The following is a 13,620-nucleotide window of genomic DNA, read 5'->3' as shown; positions in this document are numbered from 1 at the left end:
TCGAATCTTTCAGGACCCGGTGACAATCAACTGATAGGGCTTCGCCACGCTTGAGGGCAAGCTCGCGATCCTCGGAGTCTAGGAAATTGTTTCTAGAGCCTTGGAGGTAAGCTTGTTTTTCCCGGTGAGATAGCCGTTCGTCTGCAACACGTTCGTTTCCCTCTCAACCTGTTTCTTGTCCATCGAGAGGTTTTTGGCAACATCCTTTGGCTTTCCAAACCCCTGCTGGTATCTTGTCAAGATCAACAGCTGTGACCGGGTCATATCATTGGGCAAGTTTACTGGACGCGCGTTTCCCCGTTGAACGCCCACCCCTGCAGGCATCATGTTCTGGACCTGACGCATCATCTGCGACATGTCAATGTTTGGCCGCGAGTAAGTCGCCGCTTGTGCAGTGCTCAGCACCCGTTGTAAGACGCTGTACGTCGCGAACCCGGTCAATCCAGCTGCCCCAATAGGTAGGGCCGGACTGGCCTGGATTCCGAGAAGACTTCCCAGGGAGCTGTCCTTGCCAAGTACGTTCAGTAGGCTGGGAAGATAAGCCCCGAGTGGTGAATAGGAGCCTGATAAGAAGAGGAGAGGAAGCGCGGCGCCTACAAGAGAGATGATAGCCCTTAGAAACGACCTTACGACCATGAATATCCGCAGGTAGACTCCTATCATATTTGGATGGCTTAAAGTCTATCTGATTTGGTCGATGGAAATTCCTTGCTCAAGATGAAACCGTTACCGATTATCGCTCTGATCCTAGTTGTGGTAGCGGCGGTGGGTGCTGCCATCTACTATTCACGTGAAGCATCGATAGTGGGTACTTCCTCTCTCTGCAGAGACCCGACCAACATTAGGAGCCACGTTTACAATCCTGCAAGACTGCGAGCGGTCAAGGATTGCGTGACTGTTTCTGGGATCGTAGACAGTGCGATCGCGGAGTTTGATGGAGACTACCACGTATGGTTCCATCTTGACCTGCAATACGTCAACCTGCTCAACGGCGCAAACAACGATTATCTGCCGGGGGACCTGTTGGCTGAGATCATTTGTGCAACCACGGTCAGTCAGCAAGATGCTGTTCTATCTTGTCAGAACTATTCTAACCAGATTCCCATACCGAGTGTACGCCAAAACATCACAGTGACCGGACCTTATGTTCTAGACAATAACCATGGGTGGATGGAAGTTCATCCGGTCTACTCGCTAATTTTAGCATAGGTTGAAGGGACAGGTCCTTTAGGAACTCTTTATCGGGGTTCCGTGTCTTTCGTCAGGACAGATCCATTCGCCGAGGCCGACCCGAGAGATTCTTCGATAACACATGCGACCGTGAGCCAGGCACAACATCCTTCCGTGAGCGACTTCGGGCAGTTCATTCGCGTTCGTGTGTGCCTCCCCATTGGAAGGGCTCAGCCTTTCTGGCTCTCCTAGGGGAGTCCTGTGCGAAGGATCTTCCTCGCCCATGATGGAAGCTCATTGCTTCTAGAGTTCTTGGTGTCCGTTAAGCATTGCTCCTCAGGAGGGAATCTTTCTGACCCAAAAGGTACCTGTCTGATCACTCATTTTTTCTGAAAACTATTTTGCGACCATTGTCCCGGGGCTTGGAGATGGAACCTGAGGACTAGAAGACTTGGGAACTTCCGGGAGTTCTCCACTCCTTATCCTCGACCGGACCAAGTAATATGCTGTAGCATTTATCGTCGCGGGAATGAGTGCCAGCAAGCCCAATAATTGTACTTGGCCTTGGAGAGCTTGGAGAGAAGTGATCAGAGAGAGTGTGTTAGCAGGGTTGCCTGAGGTTGCTTGTTGTATTGCGTTGGTGAGTGCTTGACTCACCAGGTAGAATACCAGAATACCGGTGACTAAACTTGCGACATATCCGGTCCACAACAACAATTTTCCAGTAGAGGTCTGAAGTGCGTATGTGAAGAGGAGAACAGCTATGCCGCTCACAGCCGACGCGACGATTGCTACAATAAGAAACTCGTTGAAGGCAGTAGAAAAATACTGCCCGATGGAGGTCGACGTTCCGCTGGCGAGGCTTGCTGAGACTAACGAGAACACGAATGCGAAAGTGTTCACGATTGCGATCGCTAGGCCGACAAGATAGAGTATCAACGAGAGAATGACAAACCTGGAGTGTCTCATTCCAAAAGCCTGTCGTCCAAGAATTACCAGAATGGCGCCTATGATTGCAAGAATTCCACCTATGAAATTCACATACGGGATCGGTCCAAGAAGAATTCCGAAGATGAGCAGCAGAAGACCTGTCTCAGTCCTGCTGACATCTGTTCTAGACGCCTGACTAAGTTGGGCCGTATAGGACCGAGCGGGTTGAGGGCCTACCTGTGTCCCAGGTGTCGCCCGGGCTTGCATCGCGGGGGTTAGGCGTTCCGCGCATCTCGCACAGAAAGTAGCTCCAATTGGATTTGCAAAGCCACAGCGGGGACAAACCAGAGCAGCGGACATCCCGACCCTCTTGACATAAAGGCAGAGTCTGCGGCGCGGAAATAACAGTATCGGGATTCTGGATGTTTTTTGCTACTTAGTCAGTTGCATGGGAATTGTAGTCAAAGAGTGTCGCTTGATCAGAAATTCACTAGCAAGGTTTTAGTCCACGGATTCACTAGCCCCCGACCATGCCTAAATCCAAATCCAAAAAGGCAAAAGCGAAGAAACCTGCAAAATTGAAGAAGGCACCCATCCCACCGGGATTCAGGACAGTAACACCCTACCTCGCCATCAATGGTGCAGCCGCAGCCATCGACTGGTACAAAAAAGTCTTCGGTGCAAGGGAGCTAGCTCGACAAGCCGTCCCTGACGGAAAAATAATGCACGCAAGGATCAGAATCGGCGACTCGATAGTAATGCTGTCGGACACGTTCCCAGGCGGCGCCCAATCCGCCCAGGCCATCGGCAACAGCCCCGTTACATTGCATGTCTACATCAACAATGTCGACAAGATCTGGCAGCAAGCAATCGACGCAGGCGCCAAGGCCACCATGCCATTGGACAATCAATTCTGGGGTGAACGATACGGACAACTTACAGACCCCTACGGCCACCACTGGTCAATAGCCCAGCAAGTCAGCATGTCAAAGAAAGAGAAAGACGAGAAACAGAAGCAGGCGATGGCGATGTTCGCCCAAAACGAACACCCCGGCCGGACGGAAGAAGCCAAAGTCGCACAAAACTAGCTCGAACACTAACCTCAATGGGCGAAGCTTCGGCTTCGCTCAACCTCTTTTTCTACACAAACGCTTCCAATCTAATGATAGGCAATACGTATGAAATTAGATAGACTCGATCATCTCGTCCTAACTGTAAGAAATGTCGAGACAACATGCACGTTCTATTCGAGTGTCCTCGGCATGGAAGTTGTGACATTCGAGAATGGTCGCAAGGCATTGAGCTTCGGCTCGCAGAAGATTAACCTCCACGAAGCAGGCAAGGAAGTGGAACCGAAGGCCAACAGACCCACGCCGGGCTCCGCGGACCTATGTTTCGTAACTTCAACCCCCATCCAGGATGTCGTCAAACGCCTCGAATTGTCAAAGACTCGAATACTCGAGGGCCCAGTCAAAAGAACGGGTGCGCTGGGCCGAATGATGTCTGTGTATTTTCGGGACCCCGACCTAAACCTTCTAGAGGTTTCGAATTATGAGGATGCGAATAAGAATCGAATTGCGAGCAAGAAGCCTAGTTAGCTGATTTCGAACTCGGCTAGAGCTTCTTTTTCATGAAGTAGCCTCTCGTTTCAAAACCCAGCTTATCATACAGCTGTTTGGCCCCATTCTCGTCTGCAGGCACAGACAGAGTCACAGTATCGATTCCTCTCTCCTTGAAAACCGCGAATAGATGATCGAGGAGCAGTGTGGCGGTTCCCTTTCGTCTATGCTGTTCCTCGACAGCTAGGACCTCTACCGACCCAACCTTTGTCGCCTTCCACCTCCGTAGAACCTCGTCCGGGACATTTTTCGATTCTCGGCCGTAAGCGAAGCCTACTACGACCTTGCTAACCTCCGCGACGAGAAACAGATCAGGTTCCGAGGCTTGGAACCCTTGAATATCAGGTTCAGACAGGCTTGCGTCCCAAGACGCATATTTTTCAGCGAGAGAAAGCACTCTCTTCTCGTCTATCTTCTCGTATCTTCGAACGCGCAGTTGTTCCAACCCTGACCCTTCATGAAAGAGTCCCGATATTCATACGATGGAATTCGATCTTCAGTCCCCCTGAAATAAGATTGGAGAATTCGGGAAGAAAAAGGGAAGGGCTGGTTTCTAGGTCCGAGGCTGTGGCCCGGAATCTGTTGAGGCTGGCGAGGTCTGAGGAAAAGACTGTTTGCTTATTCGAGTCCTTCGAAACAGCCAAAGCACACCACCGACCAGTGATGTTACAACGATTCCCGCGATCGTGTAGAGCATAGATGTTAGCGAGCCTTGGAGGCTCCCAGTAGGGTGCGTGTTGGTTGTGCTGCCGGATGATGGGTTGGTGTTCGTGGGGTTATTTGTGGTGACGGGCGGGCTCGCGTTGCTGTTTAAGTCGATGTTTGTTGAGTTCAAGTTCAGGTTGAAAGTCAGCGACGTCTGCTGGGTTCTAAGAACCGTGACCGGCTGGTTCAATGTTATTCCTCCACCGCCGTAGAACGGAAATGGTCCTGGGAAGCCATAGAACCCTCCTCCACCCAAGACCGACCCAGTTGGATAGACATATCCAAACTGATAAGACTGGTCGATTTTGTCAGAGGTCGATAGCAAAAGATCAGATGCTTTCCCATAGTCAAGCTGGAGAGAAGTTGCGACGCTATTGTTTGCGACGAAATACTGTGGATAGTTTTGGTTCGGCAAGAGAGCAGGCGGAGGCTGGCTGTATTGTTCTTTGAACTGCGAGCCGACAACCCATGCGTCCTTGGATCCGAGGCTAGTTCCCAGACTAACTGTCTGAGAACCTCGAACGCTTCCAGTCGTAGTCAAGACCTCGACGATAGAACCCATAGAGAGTGGGCCGTTAACCCACCAGATCGTGTAGACCTCTGGTGGCGTGTAGAAGGATACTGGGTACAATGTTCCTGGTCCAGTGAAGAGTAAAGGTGGGTTAGGCCCGTATCCGCCTCCATATCCGTAGCCGTACACGTAAGGCAGACTGTTGAGTATGCGGGTTAGGTCCGCTGATTCGACGCGAGTCGACAGATTGATCGAGTCCTCGAGGACGCCAGATTCGCTGGCAAGAAGCGTGTGAGTGTTTGAAGTAGTATTGTAGACATCGATGCGATGACCTATGCTTAGTAATGCTTTCTCCTGGTCTAGACCAACAACCGTCCAGTTAACTGGTCCCGTTGCGGTGAAGTCACGGATAACCGGAGCCGGCGCGGGTATACTGTTTACAGTAATCGTTCCTTTCATCCAGGGATAGGCCTGGTCGTGGTAGTTGAAGGTCCCGGGTGAAGCGAATACGTAGGACCCTGAAGAGTTGAAGAAGAAGGAAGAATTGCGTAGAAACAGGGTAACGGGGTACTGGGACGAGTCGGAGGTCACAGTATGGTTGAGCTTCCCGTTGTTCTGCCAGACAACTAATTGGCCGATGCTAGCAGTTGCACTGTTCGGGGAGAACAGACAGCCAGCAGCGTTTAACGCGCAATGCCCGTCGTCCTGGACCTGAATGAAGACAGGTGGGGGAGATGAGTTCTGGCATGCTATGCCGCTAAAGTTCGCAGGAGTAGCGACGCAGCTCTGTGATGTCTGGACAAGCGCTGTCAACAAGTAATTTGCGGTACTCGGCGAGCTGACACTTAGAACAGGTAATGCAGAAGCAGAGGCGACAAGCAAGGCGGCCATTATCAGAGGTATGAAAGTAACAACAATTTTCGGCCTGGTCTTCAATAGTATTCATTGATCTCTTTAGAACCTGCAATAAATCGGTTGCCCTCAAACGATACATGAGGCGAGCTTTTGATAGCTAAAACAACCGGCCGACATGAGCAAATTAGGCAGAAAATGGGCAGACCGGGGGTCCTTCACGCGATAAGCGACATGAGGCACCTCCCAGATACTAGGATAGGCTTGAATGAAATTGAAGGCTTGAATGCTTAAGGGCGGCGGATATCATCAAAAATTCTCGGTTACAGTTGAGAGAGTTAATGATTGCAACTTGCGCTTTCAGGAAAGAGCATATTCCATTGGAGAATCTAGTTCAGATCGAGGCCGGAGGACGATCCGCGGTGGTCTGCGAGAACTGTCTTACGCTCCTGATCGTTCATCGCCGTTATCATCACTTGAATTTGGAAGGGCTGATCGTGCAGCTATCGACAGAATAGGGAGCAATATCCCAAGAAGACTGATGCTACTTTTACTATAGCTTAACAGGAATACGGAAAGCTCCTTTTTGGAAGGAGAGCTGGTTGGGCGTGGTTGTGTGTGTTATCGTATCCGGCTGATTGTTGGCTGATACGATTGCTCTTGGTCGCGGACAGGAGTCGAGGATCGATACGACCTGAGTCCGTTGGTCCCGTTATCGAATGCAGGTTTTGTCGTAGTGTTGATTTTGACCCAGTCAGGAATGATCACAGCCCTGATCAATTCCTGTATTGATATTCCTCGATCTTCTGCTTCGGTTTGTAGGAGTTCAAAACTTTCATCGCGGAGGGACAGCATGAATTTTGCCAAATGGACACCTAAAGAGTGGGGAGGGTTGGCTCCGGGCTCCTCGAATATAAACATTCTACGGAGAGAAAGTAGGGACTCATTTCACTCAATTCAGTGAAGATGCTAGCATGGGAATGTCTATCAGGCCCATTCGGACTGCTCAACGAGGAACGGGGTAAGCTTCCACAGACGCGATCTAGAATTGAGAGAACGAATTGATCTTCATCTCAACGAGACTCCGACGCTAAGGACCCCGGTTCTGATCGCTGGCCTTCCAGATAGTGGAAGAGTGGCCAAGATCGTTCTCGATCAGCTCATTAAAACTCTCAAAGCAATTCCTCTAGGCTATCTCTATTCAGACTATCTCCCACCTCGGCTCCTTCTCAAGCCTGATGGAACATCTGACCTGATGAAACATGAAATATTTTATTGGATCAACAAAGACTCAGGTCCCGACCTCGTCCTATACACCGGAGACGCGCAACCGATCCTGCCCGAAGGAGCATTCCGTCTCTCCGAAGCCGTCGTGAAACTCGCCGAGAAATTGGGAGTTCAAACAGTTGTAACTGTCGGCGCCTTCATAACAGGCACAATTGCTGAACATCCACAAGTCTACGGTGCCGCCAGCGAATTGGTCCTTGTCAAAGAGCTCGAAGAGCTGGGGGTAAAGATAATCGATAGTGGAGCGGTTACTTGGATGAATGGACTCATTCCTGGTCTCGCAAAAGTTCGGAAGTTGAAAGGCCTATTTCTCTCCGGAGAAACTTCGGGCTTCATGATCGACCCACGTGCAGCAATGATAATCCTCCGCGTCCTGGTTAAGAAACTCGGCTTGCAAATTGACATGACTGAACTTGAAGGACAGGCGAAAGAGATCGAGACCGCGCTCAAACAGGGTAGCGATAAGGGCGAAGAATCATCAGGCAGTTCTGAGTACATCGGTTGAACAGTAGCTGCTTGAGGATGACGGCTGATTTCCGCGTAATCACGGGTGACAGCCGTCGGATGCGAGAACTAGCAGACAATTCTGCACATCTTGTCGTCACATCACCACCCTACCCCATGGTTAGCATCTGGGACAATTTCTTTCAATCAGAATCCGTACAATCCTACGATGAGATGCATGATTACCTCAACCAGACGTGGAGGGAGGTGAAGAGAGTCCTTGTCCCGGGAGGGATAGTCTGCATCAACATTGGTGATGCGACTCGGACCAAGGACGGCATATTCCATCTCTATGCAAACCATTCGCGCGTGATAGAGGCCTTCGAGCAACTGGGCCTAATCACCCTCCCATACATACTCTGGAAAAAACCAACCACCAAACCCCGCTACAAGGGAAAGGGAGCCTTCCTAGGCTCGGGTTTCCTTCCACCCAACGCATACGTAACCCTAGACATGGAGTACATCTTGATCTTCCGCAAGGGAAGCCTCCGAACCTTTGAGCCCAAAGACCCACAGCGCTACAAGAGCAGGTTCACAAAGAAAGAACGAAACGAATGGTTCTCCCAAGTATGGACCCTCCCCGGAACAAGACAAACTCTTCAAGGAATAGATAGACGAGTAGCGGCATTCCCCGAAGAGATCCCAAGGCGACTTATCCGAATGTTCTCAATTGAAGGCGATCTGGTACTGGACCCTTTTCTCGGATCCGGAACCAGCCTCAAGTCCGCGATGGCACTCGGCCGCAGATTTGTCGGATATGAGAAGCTGGGAGAGTTCTTGGAAGTCATCCGAGCAAGGATGGGCCCCGAGTCCGACAGAATTACGTTTCAAAAACAGTCCAGTATCGAACAGGTCAGCCCCGCATTACCCACCTAGCAGCGTCACTCAACGATCGAGCGACGAAGTCGGGGCGTCCGCCCTTCGGGCCTCGACGCCTCACGAGAATCATCATCATTCCAACTCCCTTCGCTCCCTCAATGTCTGTATTTGGATTGTCACCGATGTACACGCAATTCTTGGTGCGCAGGCCAAGTCGCTCAGCGATTAGTAGGAAGGGTCTCTTGCTTGGTTTCACATTCGGTGTATCTTCTCCCGAGACAACTATTGCTTCTAGAAATTTCAAGAATGGTTGTTGACGAATTCTCTTCATTTTCATTCCAGGGGTTCCATCGGAATCGGAGACCATTGCGAGCCTAAATCCTGCCTTCTTCAATCGACGAATGGTCGACATCGTATCGGAGAACAACGGACTTGCCGCGTAGGCTTTCCAGTATAGAAGGGTCATTTCATGAATCCACGGGCCCCCTATCCTAGACAGACCCAATTGTTTGAGCAGTGTCTCCCACCACACGTCTCTATTGTAGAGAAATTTTCGGCCATGCATTTCCAGATCGATAAGCCGAAGCTTCCGGAACAGATTCGCCTGAGAATAGTGATATCCTCGACTGCCCAGTTGTCGGGCGAAAATTCGTGCGACTATTCGAAGCCCCTGGCGAGCGCCCTTCTTGGACTGGATGAGAGTGTTGTCTAGATCGAAGACAACTCCCTGGATTCTCCTGTCGGCCAGTATTTCTCAATTCCAGACGTATGTTTCTGGCCGCCGATCAGCGAACCGTTGTTTGCGCAGTCGAGCGTGAAGAGCGAGATCGATGTCCTCGAAGATAATCCCCCCTCCTCGTTCTCTGAGGACTCGCACCTTCGGATAAGAGATCTTCATCTTTGGATCTTCTTTGAGACTCACAATCATGCTGTATCCTGTGAACAAGGGTGGAGAGTAGACGTTGGGTGCTACAACTGCTATCCGGTTCTCCAGCGATCGAATGGTAACGTATTGGTGCCATGGCTCGACTCCTTGTCTCACAATCCTTGATGGGCACATCAGTAGATCGGCGCCTCTGAGTGTCAGGATTCTCGCGGCCTCAGGAAAATCCACATCATAGCAAACTAGAACCCCTAGTTTGAACCCATTCACGTTTAATATCTGAAAGTCGTTTCCTGGACGCGCGATTTTCTTCTCAAAATAAAACAGATGGACCTTCGATTGCCGGCCAATAACTTCTCCGTCTCGACCGATGACGGGACTGTTGAGATAGATTCGTCCCTTGATTCTCTCATAGAAAGCGCCTCCGACAACAACCACGCCGTACTCCTCAGCGAGCGATTGCAGTCCCGGGAGGGGACTCATTGGAGAGAGAATCGTCTTCTCAGGCAACCAATGCTCAGGCAAACAGATGACGTCGGCCTCGTTCTCAGCCGCTCGCTTTGCCTGCTTGACGGCCCGGAAGATCGTTTCTTTGACCGACGTGTCTATCGGTCTTGTTTGCACTGCTGCCGCTCGAACAATCTTCCTTGACGTTAGAGATTACCCTCTGAGCCTAGCCTTTCAATCTCTTGACCGCGATATCCAACAGCTGACGGGCAACCTCACGCTTTGGCGCTAACGCAATATGGATTACCTTCTTGCGCTCGTCAACAACGAACAACTCGTTGGTGTCAGCCTGAAACCCAACACCGTCTATCGAGACATCGTTGGCCGCGACGAGATCAGCGCTTTTCTCGCTAAGTATCTCGAACGCCTCCGTCACTAGCTGCTCGTTCGAAACACCGTGTTCTGTCTTGAAAGCTACGAGAAACGAGTTCGGGCTTGCAAGGCGAATCTCTCGTATTATCTTCGGAGTAGCCTCAAGCTCCAGCTCTACAGTCTTCTCCTTTCTCGTGCTAATCTTTCGGCCAACAGGCTTTGACGGACGATAGTCACTTGGAGCCGCAGCGGCAAAAACCAGATCATGTTTTCCTTTCTTCAATTCTCGCAAGGTGGCTTCTAGCATTTCTTCAGTCGTCTCAACCTTGACCGTCTTCACGCTGGGAGGAGGTACAACTGAGCCTGGTCCAAGAATCAACGTTGTTTCAGCGCCTCGGGACCACGCTTCTTCTGCAATTGCAACGCCCATTTTCCCCGAAGACCGGTTTGTTATCACCCTGACAGGGTCTATGTGCTCGATCGTCGGGCCTGCGGTGACCAGCACTCTGTGCCCCTCAAGATCTCTCTTCAGAGAGGAGAGCTGAGAAGAGAGGCGTGTGATGACCGCCTGAACAATCTTCGCTGTTGACGCAATCTTTGCCTTGCCCTCGACGATTTCTGGTTCGATGAATTCGACACCTATTTTCTTAAGACGGGCTATGTTCTCTTGGGCTATGGGATGATCATACAATGGTTCGTGCATTGCCGGGGCAATGAGAACCGGCAGTTTTGAACCGATAGCGGTCGCAGCGACCGTGGTAACTGGGGTGTCATCAATTCCTGATGCAAGCTTCCCGATTGTGTTAGCGGTTGCAGGAGCGATGAGGACTAGATCAACGTGTCCCGAACTCTTGCCAGCGAGAGCGATATGCTCTAGCTTGCCCGTGAGTTCCGTTACTACTGGATTGCCCGTAGCCCACTCCAGAAGAGTGGATCCAATCATCTTCTCCGCTGACCGAGAGATAACTGCATACACATCAGCTCCATGTCTCATCAGCTCGCGAGCGATCTCAGGAACTTTGAACGACGCGACACTACTCGACACCAAGAGCGCGATCTTTTTCCCTGAAAGTTGGGTACCAGAGGATCCGGTGATGTCCTTGGAAGGATGGACCATCTCCAACCATGAGTCCTATTTCTTTAGCTGTCCGCTTTCATAGGCCCAGTCTAGAAGCTGGATGATCTCGTTCAATGTGTATTTTCCGGCGCTGGAAGGAATGCGTCTGAGAATCTCTGGCAGGCTCGGAAGCATGGGTCTGATAAATCCCGGAATCTTGTCGTACATTGCTTGGACCCCGGTTATGATCTCCTTTGCATCCTTCTCTTCGATATTGGTCCCTTTGAGAGCTGTTTTCATACTCTTGGCGCTCATTTTTCGTTCTAGCTTCTTCTGCTCAATCTATTTGGGACATATACAGGTTCTTCAGGCTCCAAGGGTGTTCAATCGTTCCCCCTTTCTGTTAAGAGGTCTCCAAAGACTATGGCGGGACCCTGCCGGAGATTGACGCATCTTCGCCGTTCTGAACGGATCAGTTTTCCTCTAGTTGTTCCACGTTCTTTCGATCCTGCGATGGCACAATTCGAACCTCCGCATTTGGAAAGGCCTTGTCAAAGGCCTGATGTTTCAAATGCCAATCAAGGAAGACTGCGAGAGCGGCGACCTCACTCATTGGCTGATTCGTCACTGAAACATTCCAGTCAGCTAGGGTGAAGACGTCTCCGGGCATCTTTTCCGACCCTACAACGACGAGAATGTCCCTGTTTGCCTGATCGATGGCCTCAATCAGTTTAGGCAAGGGCAAACCGTATGCTGTCAGATGCACAATCCTTCCCCCGCTATCCTTCCATTCTCGAATCACCTTCCTCCATGGTTTTCCAGACTCGATGGAGAAGCGTCCTCCGAATCTCTTTTCAACCTCTCTGATCGTGGCCTCAACAGTCTTATCCTCTTGGTCAGCTATGACGACACCATCAGCCCCGAGGGCACGAGCTGTGAGACAAACATGGGTCGTAACCCTTGAATCACGAAAGAACCGGTGCCCTATGCGAAGCACAATCACTCTTCCCATGATCAGAACGAGGCCTGCGAGCCTAATACATTAAATTGGAGAAGCGCACAATATAGGGTGTACCGAGGTATATCTGAGAGTATGGGGTCTAATCATGATGATCTTGCACGTCTGGCGAGCTTTTTCGGCGGACAGGAGGCTCTCAGCGTTGTTCAAGCATTATCCGATGCCGGGACGACCACTGACGATATTATCGCGACCAATGCAAACGTGAAGCTGAACGCTGCTCGGAGAGTTCTCTACAAGCTCTACAACCATGCCCTAGTCACCGTTGTCCGGAGCCGTGATGAGAAGACTGGCTGGTTCATCTACCACTGGAAACTGCAACCTGATCAATTGGATGCCTTCGTCAGAAGTAGGAAGAAGAAGGCATTGGAGAAGATGCGATCACGCCTCGAGTACGAGAAGGGACACAGCTTCTTCATGTGCAAGGGCTGTCTCACCGTCAGAGTGACTTTCGAAGAAGCCATGGAATCCGCGTTCCGGTGCAGTAGCTGCAACGGCCAACTAATCAGCGAGGACAATAGCAGAACAGTTCAGGTGCTAGAGGATCTTTCGAAAAAGATAGAATCAGAACTCCAAGAACGGCCATCAGCATTCGCACCCTGACAAGACCACATTTTCTGAGGGATAACCACAATTGGTAGAGGAATGGCAGATCGCCACCCTCGCCGAGAAAATCCCACCGCAAGTACTCAAACAAGGCTCACAATTCCTCGCTAAGGTTCTCTCCGAGAAAGCAAGCGGCCTCAAAATGGAATCAGACTTCGGCAACCAAGGACAATGGCTCCAGGTTAGGGCTAGAGGCGAGGATGCAGACGCGTTTCTCAACCTCCTCAAACAAGAATACGGTGAGGCTCCGGTCTCCCATTCGAGTCTAGAAAAGTGGGATGCCGTAAGAGGCTTTGTTGCTGGTGCCGGGCGAATTGGATATGGGGTCTACTTTGACATAGGAGTCCAAGACCCTAGACCTAAGGATGCACTTTATCCCCTCCACAGAATGCGGGCGCAGTTGGCCGATGGAGAACCAAAGTCGGCCAGAGAAATCCTCGATGCGAATGCATTGGTCGACTTTGTACCACTGCAAATGATCGTGACTGAGCTTGAAGGCGAGAACATCTCCGTTGAACTAAACGATCAAGCGAGGGACAGTCTTGTTTCGTGGAGAAAATATCCCTTTGACAGGGTAATAGTGGTAGGCGCTGACGTGGACTTCGTGGAGAATGCTGTGAGGGCTTCGGGGCTGGAGAGTGACATTGTGGCGGTGGAGAGCCTTTCTGTCTTTGTTCAATCTGTTCTATGCAAGATTGGGACCGAAGCGCCGGGAGTTATTGCGAAGATTGGCAATCGTCTTAGAGGTGTAAGCTTGAAGTCTTACCGGACCCATATCAAACTGTAGAGATCATCATATCACATTCTCATCGATTGGGTTGCCGAGCAGCGAGGTTTCCA

General features: G+C 50.8%; 17 protein-coding genes. 7 read left to right on the top strand and 10 right to left on the bottom strand.

Annotated features, from left to right (window positions below; translation table 11 throughout):
* Positions 1-78 precede the first annotated feature (78 nt).
* Positions 79-663, bottom strand: a complete 585-nt coding sequence (locus VGS11_11545; protein ID HEV2120717.1) for a hypothetical protein — start codon at positions 661-663, stop codon at positions 79-81.
* A gap of 27 nt (positions 664-690) precedes the next feature.
* On the opposite strand from VGS11_11545, the gene VGS11_11540 reads away from it, so the two are divergent.
* On the top strand, positions 691-1,209 hold the full coding sequence (locus VGS11_11540; protein HEV2120716.1) for a hypothetical protein: 519 nt from the start codon (positions 691-693) through the stop codon (positions 1,207-1,209).
* A 357-nt stretch (positions 1,210-1,566) separates the two neighbouring features.
* Here VGS11_11540 and VGS11_11535 read toward each other — a convergent pair whose 3' ends face one another.
* Positions 1,567-2,460 carry a zinc ribbon domain-containing protein gene (locus VGS11_11535; GenBank protein ID HEV2120715.1) on the bottom strand — a complete coding sequence of 298 codons (894 nt, stop codon included), beginning with the start codon at positions 2,458-2,460 and terminating at the stop codon, positions 1,567-1,569.
* Between the two features lie 170 nt (positions 2,461-2,630).
* Between VGS11_11535 and VGS11_11530 the strand changes: the two genes are divergently transcribed.
* Both VGS11_11530 and VGS11_11525 read left to right on the top strand, forming a co-directional pair.
* Complete coding sequence (locus tag VGS11_11530; protein ID HEV2120714.1) at positions 2,631-3,188, top strand: VOC family protein; 558 nt, start codon at positions 2,631-2,633, stop codon at positions 3,186-3,188.
* A 90-nt stretch (positions 3,189-3,278) separates the two neighbouring features.
* Positions 3,279-3,698 carry a VOC family protein gene (locus VGS11_11525; GenBank protein ID HEV2120713.1) on the top strand — a complete coding sequence of 140 codons (420 nt, stop codon included), beginning with the start codon at positions 3,279-3,281 and terminating at the stop codon, positions 3,696-3,698.
* A gap of 16 nt (positions 3,699-3,714) precedes the next feature.
* Here VGS11_11525 and VGS11_11520 read toward each other — a convergent pair whose 3' ends face one another.
* From VGS11_11520 to VGS11_11510, 3 genes are all read right to left on the bottom strand, one after another.
* Positions 3,715-4,164, bottom strand: a complete 450-nt coding sequence (locus VGS11_11520; GenBank protein HEV2120712.1) for a GNAT family N-acetyltransferase — start codon at positions 4,162-4,164, stop codon at positions 3,715-3,717.
* A 108-nt stretch (positions 4,165-4,272) separates the two neighbouring features.
* Positions 4,273-5,871, bottom strand: coding sequence for a hypothetical protein (locus VGS11_11515; GenBank protein HEV2120711.1), 1,599 nt, complete (start codon positions 5,869-5,871; stop codon positions 4,273-4,275).
* A 537-nt stretch (positions 5,872-6,408) separates the two neighbouring features.
* Positions 6,409-6,654 (bottom strand): hypothetical protein, encoded by a 246-nt coding sequence (locus tag VGS11_11510; GenBank protein ID HEV2120710.1) that lies wholly within the window; start codon positions 6,652-6,654, stop codon positions 6,409-6,411.
* Between the two features lie 181 nt (positions 6,655-6,835).
* Between VGS11_11510 and VGS11_11505 the strand changes: the two genes are divergently transcribed.
* Both VGS11_11505 and VGS11_11500 read left to right on the top strand, forming a co-directional pair.
* The gene (locus VGS11_11505; protein ID HEV2120709.1) at positions 6,836-7,579 is read left to right on the top strand and encodes a PAC2 family protein; all 744 of its coding nucleotides are present in this window, start codon (positions 6,836-6,838) and stop codon (positions 7,577-7,579) included.
* Positions 7,580-7,596: 17 nt separating this feature from the next.
* On the top strand, positions 7,597-8,454 hold the full coding sequence (locus tag VGS11_11500) for a site-specific DNA-methyltransferase (protein ID HEV2120708.1): 858 nt from the start codon (positions 7,597-7,599) through the stop codon (positions 8,452-8,454).
* On the opposite strand, the gene VGS11_11495 is transcribed toward VGS11_11500, so the two are convergent.
* The 5 genes from VGS11_11495 to VGS11_11475 form a co-directional block, all read right to left on the bottom strand.
* Entirely contained in the window at positions 8,432-9,130 is a 699-nt protein-coding gene (locus tag VGS11_11495) for an HAD family hydrolase (GenBank protein ID HEV2120707.1), read from the bottom strand. The genes VGS11_11500 and VGS11_11495 overlap by 23 nt on opposite strands.
* Positions 9,131-9,151: 21 nt before the next feature.
* Positions 9,152-9,904, bottom strand: a complete 753-nt coding sequence (locus VGS11_11490) for a carbon-nitrogen hydrolase family protein (protein HEV2120706.1) — start codon at positions 9,902-9,904, stop codon at positions 9,152-9,154.
* A gap of 49 nt (positions 9,905-9,953) precedes the next feature.
* Entirely contained in the window at positions 9,954-11,216 is a 1,263-nt protein-coding gene (coaBC, locus tag VGS11_11485) for a bifunctional phosphopantothenoylcysteine decarboxylase/phosphopantothenate--cysteine ligase CoaBC (GenBank protein HEV2120705.1), read from the bottom strand.
* A 15-nt stretch (positions 11,217-11,231) separates the two neighbouring features.
* Positions 11,232-11,471 carry a hypothetical protein gene (locus tag VGS11_11480; protein ID HEV2120704.1) on the bottom strand — a complete coding sequence of 80 codons (240 nt, stop codon included), beginning with the start codon at positions 11,469-11,471 and terminating at the stop codon, positions 11,232-11,234.
* 157 nt (positions 11,472-11,628) lie between these two features.
* Positions 11,629-12,168 carry a tRNA (cytidine(56)-2'-O)-methyltransferase gene (locus VGS11_11475; protein ID HEV2120703.1) on the bottom strand — a complete coding sequence of 180 codons (540 nt, stop codon included), beginning with the start codon at positions 12,166-12,168 and terminating at the stop codon, positions 11,629-11,631.
* An 81-nt stretch (positions 12,169-12,249) separates the two neighbouring features.
* Here VGS11_11475 and VGS11_11470 point away from each other — a divergent pair, with 81 nt between their 5' ends.
* Positions 12,250-12,777: a transcription factor gene (locus VGS11_11470; protein ID HEV2120702.1), complete on the top strand. Its 528-nt coding sequence runs from the start codon at positions 12,250-12,252 to the stop codon at positions 12,775-12,777.
* A 31-nt stretch (positions 12,778-12,808) separates the two neighbouring features.
* Complete coding sequence (locus tag VGS11_11465) at positions 12,809-13,567, top strand: DUF2110 family protein (GenBank protein ID HEV2120701.1); 759 nt, start codon at positions 12,809-12,811, stop codon at positions 13,565-13,567.
* Positions 13,568-13,620 lie beyond the last annotated feature (53 nt).

The sequence above is a fragment of the Candidatus Bathyarchaeia archaeon genome (assembly GCA_035935655.1).
Classification (GTDB): domain Archaea; phylum Thermoproteota; class Bathyarchaeia; order 40CM-2-53-6; family 40CM-2-53-6; genus 40CM-2-53-6.
This window is presented reverse-complemented; position numbering and strand designations above follow the sequence as displayed.